Raw genomic sequence first — 13,366 nt, forward strand, 5'->3', positions numbered from 1 at the left:
CCCGGATGGATCGTGAAGATTGCTGCAGGGAGTCGCAGGTAGCGTAATGCCCATGTTGCTACGGCTGTTGCGCCGCTTCATGGCGCCCTATCGGGGTGCCCTCGCGGGGGTCGTACTCCTGCAGCTGGTCGCGACCGGGGGCATGTTGCTGCTCCCGAGTCTCAACGCCGACATCATCGACAACGGCGTGGCGACCGGGGACATCGATTACATCGTCCGGACCGGTCTGCTGATGCTCGTCATCAGCGCCGTCGAGGTCGGCGCCGCGACCGGTGCCGTCTACTTCGCGGCGCGCGCCGCGATGGGCTTCGGCCGCGACGTGCGGCTCGCGCTCGTCCGGAATGTGGGGCGGTTCTCGGCGCGCGAGTTCGGGACGTTCGGTGCCCCGTCGCTGATCACCCGCAACACCAACGACGTGCAGCAGGTTCAGATGCTCGTGCTGATGACCTGCACCATCGTCGTGACCTCCCCGATCATGGGGATCGGTGGCGTCATCATGGCGATCCGCCAGGACCCCGGCACCTCGCTCGTGCTGGTCGTCGCCGTCCCGGTGCTGATCTTCACCATGGCCGCGCTCATCGCGCTCATGCTGCCCGGCTTCCGGGTCATGCAGAAGCGCATCGACGCTGTGAATCGGGTGTTGCGCGAGCAGATCACCGGCATCCGCGTGATCAGGGCATTCGTGCGCGACGAAACCGAGAAGGCCCGCTTCGACGGCGCCAACGACGACCTCACCGCCACCGCCTTGCGCGTCGGCCGCGTGAACTCCGTGCTGTACCCGGCGGTGCTGCTGATCTCGAATGTGAGCACCGTCGGCGTCCTGTGGGTGGGCGCCCACCGTATCGACTCCGGTGCGATGCAGGTCGGCTCCATCACCGCGATGATCACCTACATCGCCCAGATCCTCATGGCCGTGCTCATGACGTCGTTCGTCGCGATCATGGCTCCGCGCGCCGCGGTCTGCGCCGAGCGCATCCTCGACGTGCTCGACACCGAACCGACGGTGTCTTCGCCCGCCGAACCGGTCCGCGAACTCCCGACCCGCGTCACCCTCGAACTCCGCAATGCCGGTTTCTCGTATCCCGGTGCCGACGCTCCCGTGCTCAGCGGGGTGTCGTTCCGCGCCGACCCCGGTTCCACCACCGCGATCATCGGCGGCACCGGATCGGGCAAGAGCACCATGATGCGCCTCGTGCCGCGGCTCATCGACGTCACCGCCGGGCAGGTGCTCGTCGCGGGTGTCGACGTCCGGGCGCTCGACACCGACGTGCTGCGCTCGCGCATCGCCGTCGTGCCGCAAAAGGCCTACCTGTTCTCCGGCACCATCGCCGACAACCTCCGGTACGGACGCGCCGACGCCACCGACGACGAACTGTGGCACGCCCTCGAGGTCGCGCAGGCCGCCGACTTCGTCCACAAGACCGAGGACGGACTGAACACGGTCCTCTCCCAGGGCGGCACCACGGTCTCCGGCGGGCAGCGGCAGCGCCTCGCGATCGCTCGCGCCCTCGTCCGCCGGCCCGCCATCTACCTGTTCGACGACGCCTTCTCCGCACTCGACCCGGCGACCGACGCCCGCCTGCGCGCGGCGCTCGAACCCGAGACGCGCGACGCGTGCGTGCTCATCGTCGCGCAGCGGGTCTCCACCGTGCAGGACGCCGACCGCATCGTCGTCCTCGACAACGGCGTCATGGTCGATTCCGGGACGCATCTCGGTCTGCTCGGCCGGTGCCGGACGTACTCGGAGATCGTCGAGTCGCAGAGGATGGCCACGATATGACGACTCCGGAAGCGGCGGCACCGTCGCGTCTGCGCACCGTCCGCCGGGTGCTCGGCCTACTCCACCCGCACCGCTACGCCGTCTACTCGGTGCTGCTCTCCGCCTTCCTCGGCGTCGTGAGCATGTCGGTGGCGCCCTTCGTGCTCGGCCGCGGCACCGACGTCATCTTCGACGGGGTGGTGGGCATGCAGTTCCCCGCCGGACAGACCAAGGAAGAAGCCGTCGCCGGTCTGCGCGCCGAGGGCCGCGACCAGTTCGCCGACATGGTCTCGGGGATGGACGTGGTGCCCGGACTCGGCATCGACTTCTCGGCCCTCGGCCGGATCCTCGTCATCGTCCTGGCGCTGTACCTGCTCTCGTCCGGTCTGATCTGGGTCGCCGCCTACGGCCTCAACGAGATCGTGCAGCGCGTCGTGCGCGACATGCGGTCGCGGATCGAACGCAAGATCCACCGGTTGCCGCTGCGGTACTTCGACACGCATTCGCGCGGCGACCTGCTCAGCCGCGTCACCAACGACATCGACAACGTCGCGGCGGGCATGCAGGAGTCCATCTCCCAGCTCGTCCTCGCGGTGCTGACGCTGCTCGGTCTCGTGGTGATGATGCTGTTCATCTCGCCGATGCTCGCGCTCGTCGCGATCCTGACCGTTCCGGCGTCGGTCGTGGCGACGGCAGTGATCGCGCGTCGCTCGCGCAAGCACTTCCTCGCGCAGTGGGAGACGACCGGCAAGCTCAACGGGCAGATCGAGGAAGCCTTCACCGGGCACGAGCTCATCACCGCCTACAGCCGGACCGCGGAGGTGCAGCGACGCTTCACCGACACCAACGAGTCGCTGTACCAGGCCTCCTACCGCGCGCAGTTCGTGTCCGGACTGGTGATGCCGTTCGTGACCTTCCTCGGCAACGTCGGCTATGTCGTCATCGCCGTGCTCGGTGGTCTGCGGATCGCGTCGGGCACCGCGACGCTCGGTGAGATCCAGGCGATGATCCAGTACTCGCGTCAGCTCGTGCAGCCGCTCGCGCAGATCGGCGCGATGGTCAACCTCCTGCAGTCGGCGTCGGCGTCGGCCGAGCGGGTGTTCGCGGTGCTCGACGAACCGGAGGAGGAACCGGAGGTCGCGGCGCCGACGATGCCGTGGAGTCGGCACGGACTCGTCGAGTTCGAGAACGTCGCCTTCTCGTACACCCCCGATCGGCCGCTCATCGAGAACCTGTCGTTGCGGGCCGAACCGGGTCAGATGATCGCGATCGTCGGACCCACGGGCGCCGGCAAGACCACCCTCATCAACCTGATCCTGCGCTTCTACGAGGTCGACGCGGGCCGGATCCTCGTCGACGGCGTGGACATCCGTTCGATGTCCCGCGACGAACTGCGCTCGCGCATCGGCATCGTCCTGCAGGACACCTGGCTGTTCGGCGGCACCATCCGCGAGAACATCGCCTACGGCAATCCGTACGCCACCGAGAACCAGATCATGTCCGCGGCCAGGATGAGTTACGTCGACCGTTTCGTGCGGGCCCTGCCCGACGGCTACGACACGATCATCGACGAGGAGAACGACGGCAACCTCAGCGCCGGTGAGCGTCAGCTCATCACGATCGCGCGGGCGTTCGTGTCCAAGCCGTCGATCCTCATCCTCGACGAGGCGACGAGCTCGGTCGACACCCGCACCGAACTGCTCGTCCAGCAGGCCACCGCGCGATTGCGCGACGACCGCACCAGCTTCGTCATCGCTCACCGCCTGTCGACCATCCGGAACGCCGACCGCATCGTGGTGATGGAGGACGGACGGATCGTCGAACAGGGCACCCACGAGGGGCTGCTCGAGGCGGCCGGTGCGTACGCGAGGCTGTACGACGCGCAGTTCAAGGCACTCGTGGAGTGAACGCGGGAGACTTCGGCGCGGCCTGATACAAAACATTCCGTCCTCGCGGGCGGGACGGGACACTTCTGGCCATGACGGAGGTGCGGACAACAGCGGTACGGTCACCTCTCGATCTCCTGCGCTCTGCGCGACCGGGGGTCTCCGTGCGATCTGGACGACCGGGGGTCTTCCGGGTCGACGAGACCACACCGGCGGGGCGGATCATGCAGCACTTGCGACGTGGGGGACCGGCGACGCGCACGATGCTCGCCGATTTCACGGGCCTGTCGGCGTCGACGGTCAACCGGGCGGTGACGTCGTTGCTCGAGCACGGGTTGCTGCGCGACCGCCCCGATCTCGCTCCGCGGGGACGGGTGGGACGGCCGCACGTGCCGGTGGAGGTGGACACCGAACGGGGTTTCCTCGCCGGTATCCATCTGGGGGAGCGGGAGACCCGGGTGGTTTCCGGCGACCTGCTCGGACAGGAACTGCACCGGACGACTTTCGCGACACCGGCGTCGGTGTTCGACGTCTTCGCCGCGATCGGTGCGGCGCTGCGGGTGCACGAGTCCCACCAGCGGGGCAGGCAGCCGCTGTGGGCAGGGCTCGCGGTGGGTGGTCTGTACGACGAGCACCGAGGGGCGCTCGACCACCCGCGACTGGGCTGGTGCGAAGCGCCCGTGGACGTGTTGTTCCGGGCGATCGTGCCCACGCCGTACACGGTCGTTCCGTACGTGGAGGCGGTTGCGGAGGTCGAATACCGCCGGTGCGAGAGCGCCTTCCGGCGACGACCCGAGAGCTGGCTGTATCTGTGTGCGGAGGAATCGATCTCGATGGCGTGGCTCGTGGACGGCCTCGCACGGTCCTCGGCCGACGACATCGAATCGTTCTGTGCTGTACTCGAACCGGGGAGTGCCGATGGCACCGACCCGTCGCCGAACCAGGCGGTGCTCCTCGGCCGTGCGGTCGCGCTGGTGCGCGACGTCGTCAATCCCGACGTGGTGACCGTCGGTGGTGAGCTGTTCACCCGACATGGACGGGAGCGCGAGGACGTGTCCGACGGTTACCGGCAGCAGTCGTCGTACAACGATGTGCCGCTGCGGTTCTCGGAAGCCGATGACGATCTGCGGTCGGCGGCGGCGCTCGGTGCGGCGTCGCGGGTGATGTATGTCGACCCGATCGGCGCGATGCAGGCGCGGTGAGACGACAAGGTCTGGCGCATGCCGCTGATCGAGGTGGGGCGTCAGGCCGCTCCCGTTTCGGAAGGTCGGATTCCGGGAGGTCAGTGCAGCACTTCGCGCGCGGTGCGACGGACCGCATCGGTCAGCGCGTCGAGCACGGGGGAGTCCAGCCGCCACCGCTGCCAGTACAGCGGCACGGCGATCGGGTCGTCCGGGGCCAGGCTCACGAGATCGGTCGTGTCGGCGACCATCGCGTCGGGGAGCATGGCCCAGCCCAACCCCAGCCGCGCGGCCTCGACGAATTCGAGGGCGCCCGGAACGTAGTTGCGCGGCGGATTCAGCCGCCGCCGGGTCCGCTTGCGGACGAAGCGATCCTGCATGTCGTCCTTGCGGTCGAAGGTGAGCATCGGGGCCTCTCGCAGTTCGGTGGGGGTCATGCCCTCGGGGAACCAGCGTTCGGCGAAGTCCACGCTCGCCATCGCGTGATAGCGCATGGCGCCGAGCTTCTCGGACGTGCAGCCCTGCACGGGTTCGGGGACGGAGGTGACCGCTGCCATGGCGGTTCCGTCGCGCAACAGATCCGTGGAGTGGAACTCGTCCTCGCGGTGCAGTTCGAACAGGGCTCGGTAGCGCACGGGCATCCGGGCCAGGGCGCGCAGCATCCAGGTGGACATCGAGTCGGCGTTGACGACGAGCGGGATCGTGGCGTAACTCCCGGTGTCGGCGCCGAGACCGAGTTCCTCGGAGGCGTCCTGCTCCAGCCGCGCGACCTGCCGGGCGAGCCGCATCACCACTTCGCCGGCCGCGGTCGCGCTGACGGGCCGGGTCCGTCGCACCAGTACCTGACCGACGTGTTGTTCGAGCGACTTGATGCGTTGGCTCACCGCGGACGGTGTGACGCGAAGAACAGCCGCCGCACCCTCGAAAGTGCCCTCGTCCAATACCGTTGCAAAAGTGCGAAGTTGAGCGAAGTCGAGATCCATATTAAGAAACTCTAATGCAGGTACAGCAAAATCAACTGTTCTTATCTCGACAGGATTCATAGCGTCGATGCCATGTCACTCGTCGTCGCCGGATTCGTCACAGGTCTGTCCCTCATCGCCGCCATCGGTGCGCAGAATGCCTTCGTCCTGCGCATGGCGATCGCGCGGCGATTCGTGCTGCCTGTGATCGCGATCTGCGTGATCTCCGACGCCGTGCTCATCACCGCGGGCATCGCCGGGATCGCGACGATCCTCGACCGCGCTCCCGGCGCGATCGACGTGATCCGTTGGGCGGGTGCCGCTTTCCTCATCTGCTACGGACTCTTCGCGGCACGTCGCGCGCTGAAGCCGTCGGCACTGTCCGCTGCCCCGGGCGGTGCCGTCACCATCGGCGCGGCCCTGCTGACCTGTCTGGCGCTGACCTGGCTCAACCCGCACACCTATCTCGACACCGTGCTCATGCTCGGTTCGGTGGCCAACCACTACGGCAACCCCGGCCGGTGGTGGTTCGGTGCCGGGGCGATCACCGCGAGCGTCGTGTGGTTCGCCGCCCTCGGGTACGGGGCCCGCTATCTGCGCGCCTGGTTCGCCAAGCCGTCCTCGTGGCGCATCCTCGACGGTGGCGTCGCGGTCCTGATGCTCGGCCTCGGTGCCGGACTCGTCGCCTCGTCCTGATCACTCATCTGCGTCCCGTGGGGGCGCGGTCGGGCTCGAGATGGCTGAACACCACGACACCGGGCAGCGCCTCGGCGAGATCGGCCTCGATGCGGTCGAGCAGGTCGTGCCCGGCCCGCACCGTCCAGTCGCCCGGCACCCGCACGACGAGGTAGACGAAGCGCTGACGTCCCGACTCGCGGGTGCGCGGCGGCAGGATCGTCACCACCCCCGGTTCCCGATAGCGGTCGAGGACGGCGTTCACCGCCGTCACGTCCTCCGGGGGAAGAACCGCGTCGAGCATGCCGACGACCGCCTGCCGCACGAGGCCGAAACCGATCCGCAGGATGTTCAGGGCGACGAGGATCGCCACGATCGGGTCGAGCACGTCCCACCCGGACAGCGCGACCAGCGCGACGCCGACGAGCACGCCCGCCGACGTCCACACGTCCGTCAGCAGGTGTTTCCCGTCGGCGACCAGCGTGATCGACCGGTGTGCCCGACCCTGCCGGATGAGCAGCAGACCGACCACGAGATTGAGCGCCGACGATCCGGCCGACAGGAGGAGACCGAGTCCGACCTCGGTCACCGGCTGCGGTGAGATCAGGCGCTCGACCGAGGTCCACAGGATCACCGTCGCGGCGGCGAAGACCATGGTGCCCTCGACCGCGGCGGAGAGGTACTCGGCCTTCCCGTGCCCGAAATCGTGGTTCGCATCGGCCGGCTTCGCGGCGAGACGTAGCGCCGCGAGACCGACGAGCGCCGCGACGAGGTTGACCCCGGATTCGAGTGCGTCCGACAACAGACCCACGGATCCGGTGATCCACGCCGCCGATGCCTTCAGCAGCATCGTCGCGAGCGCGGTCGCCACCGACAACAGCATGAACCGCATCAACAGGCGGTGCTGCTGCGCAGAGGGCACCACCGGTCAGCGCTTGACGAGCGTGAGTTGCATCCCGGTGAGGTCGGTGGCCGTCAGCGCGACGTAGTCGTACTTCGGGGTGGGAACCCACGGCGACAGTCCGAGGGCGTCGATCCGCGCCGCGTCGTCGAAGCTCCGCAGGATCCGGGCGTGTCCGTGCAGCACGACGCTCCATGCGGAGTCCTCGCGGATCTCGTCCACCTCGAAGGCCACCTGCGGGTGCACCGCCAGTTCGGAGAGCTTGCTGCCCTCACCGCTGCGGAAGTACACCGTGCGATCGTCGGTGACGTAGTTGACGGGATAGATCTCCGGTCGTCCGCCGACGACGGTGACGAGGCGGCCCACCTTGCCCGTCGCGAGCAGGTCCCAGCACTGGTCCTCGTCGAGGGGGACGACAGGATCGTCGGTGTTCGGGTTTTCGCGCATCGCGTTCACTCCTCCGGTTCCGCTGCCGTATCCAGCACATCACGAACCGGCTTCCGGCGCAGTGGAACGCTCCGCCGGTTACGGTGAAACCGGCCGTCAGGACCGTGTTCGCCCGATCCGCCGAGAGCAGCCCGAACGAGGAGTGCCGATGTCCGCACAGGCTCCCGCGACCACCTCGAGTTGGCACACCCGCGCCGCGACCGACGTCGCCGAGGCGTTCGAGGTCGATCCGCAACGAGGACTGAGCGCGGACGAGGTCGAACGACGCCGCGGCGAGTACGGCCCGAACCTGCTCGACGAGGCGAAGAAGGTGCCGACCTGGCGACGCGTGCTGTCGCTGCTGGCCGACAGGATGACCCTCGTTCTGGTCGTCGCGGCGGTGGTCAGCGCCACCGTCTCCCGTGAGTGGGAGACCCCCGTCGTCATCTTCGCGGTGATCGCGCTCAACACCGTGCTGAACTACGTGCAGGAATCCCGGGCCGAGAGCAGCCTCGCTGCGTTGAAGAAGATGTCGGTGTCCACCAGCCGGGTGCTGCGCGACGGTCGCGGGACGGAGGTGCCGCGCGCCGAACTCGTCCCCGGAGACGTGGTGCTCCTCGAGGCCGGCGACACCGTCCCGGCCGACGGCCGACTCGTCACCGCCGTCCGGCTGCAGGTCGCCGAGGCCGCCCTCACCGGCGAATCCCAGCCCGTCGACAAACAGGTCGACGTCGTCGACGATCCCGACGCACCGCTCGGCGACCGCACCGACATGCTGTTCATGAACACCGAGGTCACACGCGGACGTGCCGCGATGATCGTCACCGGAACGGGCATGCGCACCGAGATGGGAGCCATCGCAACCCTTCTCGGAGCGGCAGGTGTCGAACAGACGCCGCTGCAACGACGCATCGGCCAGCTCGCCCAGGCCCTGACGATCATCGCGATCGTGACGGTGGCGCTGGTGTTCGTCCTCGGACTGCTGCGGGGGCAGACCTGGTCGGATCTCCTCGTCACCGCGGTGTCGCTGGCGGTCGCGACGATCCCCGAAGGGCTCACGGCCGTCGTCGCCTTCACCCTGGCGATGGGAGCCTCACGGCTCGCGGCCCGCGGCGCGATCGTCAAACGACTCGCCGCGGTCGAGACACTCGGCAGCACCACCCACATCTGCACCGACAAGACCGGCACCCTCACCCTCAACGAGATGACGGTGCAGCGACTGCTCGTCGCGGGTCGTGCCTTCCGCGTCACCGGCACCGGGTACGGAACCGACGGCAAGATCCTTGTCGGCGACGGCCTGCCCGCACCGGACTTCACGGACGCACTGCTCGGGATGGGACTGTGCAACGACGCGACCGTGCGCAACGGAATACTGGTCGGCGATCCCACCGAGGGTGCCCTCGTGGTGCTCGCCGAGAAGGGCGGCATCGACGTCGAGGGTGCGCGGGCCGCGCTGAACCGCATCGCGGAGGTGCCGTTCGACTCGGACTACAAGTACATGGCCACCTTCCACACCCTGCCGAACGGCGGATACCGCTGTTTCGTGAAAGGTGCACCGGGTGTGCTCCTCGACCGTGCCACCTCGATCGCCGGTCCCGACGGTCCGATTCCACTCGACGACGACGGTCGCGCGAGGATCCACCGGGCCGTGGAGGCGCTCGCGTCGGAAGGTCTGCGAACTCTCATGATCGCCGGGCGCGACCTCGACGCCGTTCCCCGCGGCGACACCGATGCCCTGCAGGAGAAGGTGGCCGACCTGACGATCCACGCGATCGTCGGCATCGTCGACCCGCCGCGGACCGAAGCCGAGGATGCGATCGCCGTCGCCCACGAGGCGGGCATCTCGGTGCACATGATCACCGGCGACCATCTGGTGACGGCCTCCGCGATCGCCGAGGAACTCGGAATCCGCGGGTCGGCTGCCTCCGGTGCGGATCTCGACAAACTCACCGACGACGAACTGCGCCGGAGGGCAAAGGAATTCGGTGTCCTCGCCCGCGTGGCGCCCCAACGCAAGATCAGGTTCGTCGAAGCGCTGCAGGCCGACGGGCAGATCGTCGCGATGACGGGCGACGGCGTCAACGACGCTCCCGCGCTCGAACAATCCGACATCGGTGTGGCCATGGGCATCACGGGAACCGACGTCTCCAAGGGCGCCGCGGACATGATCCTCACCGACGACAACTTCGCGACCATCGTCGCCGCCGTGGCCGAGGGACGCGGAATCTACGACAACATCATCAAATTCGTGAAGTTCCAGCTCACCACGGCGTGGGGCTTCGTCCTGATCTTCCTGACGGCCGGTGTGCTCGGCCTCGCGGGTGGCGCGCCCTTCAGCGCACTGCAGATCCTGTGGGTGAACATCATCATGGACGGACCGCCGGCGCTCGCGCTCGGTGTCGACCCGACCGCCCCCGACGCGATGCGGCGACGACCGCGGCCCGCGAACGAGGCGCTGCTCGAACGCTCCCGGGTCCAGCGCATCCTCGGCCTCGGCATCGTGATGACGGTGGGCACGATCGCGGTCCTGCACTTCGGGCCGGAACTGTTCCCCGACAGTGCATCCGACCCGTTGTTCGCCACCACCCTCGCGTTCACGACATTCGTCTTCTACCAGGTGTTCAACCTGTTCAACGTGCGCTCGGATCTCGGATCGGTGTTCTCGGCGCAGACGTTCACCAACCACACCATCTGGATCGCGATCGGCGCCGTCGTCGTCCTTCAGATCTGCGTCGTGCAACTCGGCGCCCTGCAGGGATTCATGGACACCACCTCGCTCACCTCCGAGCAGTGGCTGCTCGCGGTCGCCGTCGGCTCGTCCGTGCTGTGGGTGGACGAGATCGGCAAGTTCGTCGCCAGGAGGATCGAGGCGCGCAGGGCCGAGCGGGCGGATACGACCTTCCTCACCTGACGATCGGGAGATGGCGGAACTCACGTCGCCGCGGGGAGAAGTGTGAGGCCGGACTGCCCCAGAATGGAGGCTGCCCCCGCGTCGCTCCCCCAGCGCGCCCGCGTCCCGGCCCGCACGACCTCCGGCTCCGGGACCCTCGACAGATCGAAGGTTTCCTCACCGATGACCACCACGGCTTCCGGCCGCCCACTCGACGATCCTGCCCACACCGACTCCGGACATCCCGCGCGCACGCTCGTGATGTGGGCGCTCGCCCTCGGTGGGTTCGGGATCGGAACCACCGAGTTCGTCGCCATGGGGTTGCTCCCCGAGATCGCGACGAGCATCGGGGTCTCCGAACCCACCGCGGGCCACGTCGTCTCCGCCTACGCGGCCGGTGTCGTCGTCGGTGCCCCGCTCATCGCGACGATCGCCGCCCGCGTGCCGCGCAAGACACTGCTGGTCGCGCTGATGGTCGCGTTCACCCTCGGGAACGCCGCCACGGTGCTGGCCCCGAACTACGGTCTGCTCGTCGTCTCCCGCTTCGTCGCCGGCCTGCCGCACGGCGCGTACTTCGGGGTCGCCGCACTGGTCGCGGCGCACCTCGCCGGACCCGGTCGCCGCGCGCGGGCGGTGTCGCTGGTGATGATGGGGCTGTCGGTGGCGAACGTCGTCGGGGTGCCCGCTGCCTCGTGGCTCGGCATGGCGCTGGGCTGGCGCGCGGCGTTCGTGCTGGTCGCGGTGATCGGAGTGGCCACCATCGTCGCTCTCGCCGCCTGGGTGCCGACACTGTCGATACCGACGACCAGCGTGCGGGTCGAACTCGGGGCGTTGAAGAGCAGCACCGTCTGGCTCACGCTCGCCGTGGCCGTCATCGGCTTCGGTGGTGTGTTCGCGGTGTACACCTACATCAGCACCACGCTGACCGACGTCGCCGGAGTGTCGAGATCGCTGGTGCCGGTCGCGCTGATGCTCTTCGGCGTGGGCATGGTCGTCGGCAATGCCATCGGTGGTCGCGTCGCCGACCGCGGTGTGATCCCCGGCGTCTACGCGTCGATCACCTCGCTCGCGGTGCTGCTCGCGCTGTTCGTCGCCGCAGCCCACAACCCGTGGACCGCCTTCGTGATGGTCTTCGGCCTGGGTGTCGGATGCGCCGCGGTGGGCCCGGCCCTGCAGGTGCGGTTGATGGACGTCGCCGAGGACGCCCAGACGCTCGCGGCGTCGCTGCACCACGCCGCGTTCAACCTGGCCAACGCGTTCGGTGCGTGGATCGGCGGGGTCGTGATCGCGGCCGGGTTCGGCTACACCGCTCCCGCCGCGGTCGGTGTGCTGCTGGCGCTCGCCGGTGTCGCCGTGTTCGCGATCTCCGTCCGCCGCCGCGAGAAGGCCGCACCTTCCCGACGTGATTGGATACGGAAGTGACCGATTCCAGCATTCCGACCCCGCCCGATCCCTTCTTCACGGTCGGAGCGCGTCTCGACAACGGACTCGGCCGCACGGGCACGATCCACACCCCGCACGGAAACATCCGCACCCCGGCCTTCGTCCCGGTGGGCACGAAGGCGACCGTCAAGGCGGTGCTGCCCGAGACGATGGCCGAGCTCGGCTCGCAGGCGTTGCTCGCCAACGCCTACCACCTCTACCTGCAGCCCGGCTCCGACATCGTCGACGAGGCCGGCGGGCTCGGGAAGTTCATGAACTGGCCCGGTCCGACCTTCACCGACAGCGGCGGCTTCCAGGTCATGTCGCTCGGAGCCGGGTTCAAGAAGGTCATCGCGATGGAGTCCGTCGGTGTCCAGAACGACGACGTCATCGCCAAGGGCAAGGAGCGGCTCGCCCACGTCGACGACGACGGGGTGACCTTCAAATCGCACCTCGACGGGTCGCGGCACCGGTTCACCCCCGAGGTGTCGATGCGTATCCAGCACGAGCTCGGCGCCGACATCATGTTCGCCTTCGATGAGCTCACGACCCTCATGAACACCCGCGGCTACCAGGAACGCTCCCTCGAACGGACCCAGGCGTGGGCGGTGCGGTGCATCGCCGAGCACGAGAAGCTCACCGCCGAACGCGCTCGCCGCCCCTACCAGGCGTTGTTCGGCGTCGTGCAGGGCGCGCAGTACGAGGACCTGCGACGACAGGCATGCCGGGGCCTCGAGTCCATCGTCGGCGAGACCGGCCGCGGATTCGACGGCTACGGCATCGGCGGTGCGCTCGAGAAGCACAATCTCGGCACGATCGTGCGGTGGTGCACCGAGGAGCTGCCCGAGCACAAGCCGCGACACCTGTTGGGCATCAGCGAACCCGACGACATCTTCGTCGCGGTCGAGCAGGGCGTCGACACCTTCGACTGCGTCAATCCGTCGCGGGTCGCGCGCAACGCCGCGATCTACCACCCCGACGGCCGGTTCAACATCAACACCAGCCGTCACCGGCGCGACTTCACGCCGATCGACGAGAACTGCGACTGCTACACCTGCCGGAACTACACGCGCGCGTACATCCACCACCTGTTCAAGGCGAAGGAGATGCTCGCCTCGACGTTGTGCACGATCCACAACGAACGGTTCACGGTGCGCCTCGTCGACGACATCCGGGCGAACATGGAGAACGGCACGCTTGCCGAGTTCAAGGCCGAGACGCTCGGCCGGTTCTACGCGAGCCGGCGTCGGGCCTGAGTCGTCAG

Annotated in this window: 10 protein-coding genes; 7 read left to right on the top strand and 3 right to left on the bottom strand. The window is 68.3% G+C overall.

Annotated features, from left to right (window positions below):
* The first annotated feature begins 52 nt into the window (after nucleotides 1-52).
* The 3 genes from AC6CID_RS17205 to AC6CID_RS17215 all read left to right on the top strand — a co-directional run bounded on the left by AC6CID_RS17205 (nucleotide 53) and on the right by AC6CID_RS17215 (nucleotide 4,847).
* Nucleotides 53-1,780, top strand: coding sequence for an ABC transporter ATP-binding protein (locus AC6CID_RS17205; RefSeq protein WP_217579255.1), 1,728 nt, complete (start codon nucleotides 53-55; stop codon nucleotides 1,778-1,780).
* Entirely contained in the window at nucleotides 1,777-3,666 is a 1,890-nt protein-coding gene (locus AC6CID_RS17210; protein WP_006552525.1) for an ABC transporter ATP-binding protein, read from the top strand. The genes AC6CID_RS17205 and AC6CID_RS17210 overlap by 4 nt, the downstream gene beginning before the upstream one ends.
* Before the next feature lie 143 nt (nucleotides 3,667-3,809).
* A complete protein-coding gene (locus AC6CID_RS17215) occupies nucleotides 3,810-4,847 on the top strand; it encodes a MarR family transcriptional regulator (RefSeq protein WP_498354233.1) in 1,038 nt (345 codons plus the stop codon).
* Nucleotides 4,848-4,927: 80 nt separating this feature from the next.
* Here the strand turns inward: AC6CID_RS17215 and AC6CID_RS17220 are convergent, their stop codons facing one another.
* Entirely contained in the window at nucleotides 4,928-5,809 is an 882-nt protein-coding gene (locus tag AC6CID_RS17220; RefSeq protein WP_498354234.1) for a LysR family transcriptional regulator ArgP, read from the bottom strand.
* Between the two features lie 72 nt (nucleotides 5,810-5,881).
* On the opposite strand from AC6CID_RS17220, the gene AC6CID_RS17225 reads away from it, so the two are divergent.
* Nucleotides 5,882-6,484: a LysE/ArgO family amino acid transporter gene (locus tag AC6CID_RS17225; RefSeq protein ID WP_006552522.1), complete on the top strand. Its 603-nt coding sequence runs from the start codon at nucleotides 5,882-5,884 to the stop codon at nucleotides 6,482-6,484.
* A 4-nt stretch (nucleotides 6,485-6,488) separates the two neighbouring features.
* Here the strand turns inward: AC6CID_RS17225 and AC6CID_RS17230 are convergent, their stop codons facing one another.
* Both AC6CID_RS17230 and AC6CID_RS17235 read right to left on the bottom strand, forming a co-directional pair.
* Nucleotides 6,489-7,355, bottom strand: a complete 867-nt coding sequence (locus tag AC6CID_RS17230; protein ID WP_170318520.1) for a cation diffusion facilitator family transporter — start codon at nucleotides 7,353-7,355, stop codon at nucleotides 6,489-6,491.
* A gap of 36 nt (nucleotides 7,356-7,391) precedes the next feature.
* Nucleotides 7,392-7,811, bottom strand: coding sequence for a pyridoxamine 5'-phosphate oxidase family protein (locus AC6CID_RS17235; RefSeq protein WP_498354235.1), 420 nt, complete (start codon nucleotides 7,809-7,811; stop codon nucleotides 7,392-7,394).
* Nucleotides 7,812-7,959: 148 nt separating this feature from the next.
* Here AC6CID_RS17235 and AC6CID_RS17240 point away from each other — a divergent pair, with 148 nt between their 5' ends.
* From AC6CID_RS17240 to tgt, 3 genes are all read left to right on the top strand, one after another.
* On the top strand, nucleotides 7,960-10,701 hold the full coding sequence (locus AC6CID_RS17240) for a calcium-translocating P-type ATPase, PMCA-type (RefSeq protein ID WP_498354236.1): 2,742 nt from the start codon (nucleotides 7,960-7,962) through the stop codon (nucleotides 10,699-10,701).
* Nucleotides 10,702-10,863: 162 nt separating this feature from the next.
* Nucleotides 10,864-12,102: an MFS transporter gene (locus AC6CID_RS17245; protein WP_019290300.1), complete on the top strand. Its 1,239-nt coding sequence runs from the start codon at nucleotides 10,864-10,866 to the stop codon at nucleotides 12,100-12,102.
* Complete coding sequence (tgt, locus tag AC6CID_RS17250) at nucleotides 12,099-13,358, top strand: tRNA guanosine(34) transglycosylase Tgt (protein ID WP_498354237.1); 1,260 nt, start codon at nucleotides 12,099-12,101, stop codon at nucleotides 13,356-13,358. Before AC6CID_RS17245 ends, tgt begins: the two co-directional genes overlap by 4 nt.
* The last annotated feature ends 8 nt before the right edge of the window (nucleotides 13,359-13,366 follow it).

The organism is Rhodococcus sp. GQ147 (assembly GCF_059759155.1).

Coding starts and splice junctions, on each gene's coding strand:
- AC6CID_RS17230 (WP_170318520.1), bottom strand. CDS start 7,355: ATGCGGTTCATGCTGTTGTCGGTGGCGACCGCGCTCGCGACGATGCTG.
- AC6CID_RS17205 (WP_217579255.1), top strand. CDS start 53: ATGTTGCTACGGCTGTTGCGCCGCTTCATGGCGCCCTATCGGGGTGCC.
- AC6CID_RS17210 (WP_006552525.1), top strand. CDS start 1,777: ATGACGACTCCGGAAGCGGCGGCACCGTCGCGTCTGCGCACCGTCCGC.
- AC6CID_RS17225 (WP_006552522.1), top strand. CDS start 5,882: ATGTCACTCGTCGTCGCCGGATTCGTCACAGGTCTGTCCCTCATCGCC.
- AC6CID_RS17235 (WP_498354235.1), bottom strand. CDS start 7,811: ATGCGCGAAAACCCGAACACCGACGATCCTGTCGTCCCCCTCGACGAG.
- AC6CID_RS17240 (WP_498354236.1), top strand. CDS start 7,960: ATGTCCGCACAGGCTCCCGCGACCACCTCGAGTTGGCACACCCGCGCC.
- AC6CID_RS17245 (WP_019290300.1), top strand. CDS start 10,864: ATGACCACCACGGCTTCCGGCCGCCCACTCGACGATCCTGCCCACACC.
- AC6CID_RS17220 (WP_498354234.1), bottom strand. CDS start 5,809: ATGGATCTCGACTTCGCTCAACTTCGCACTTTTGCAACGGTATTGGAC.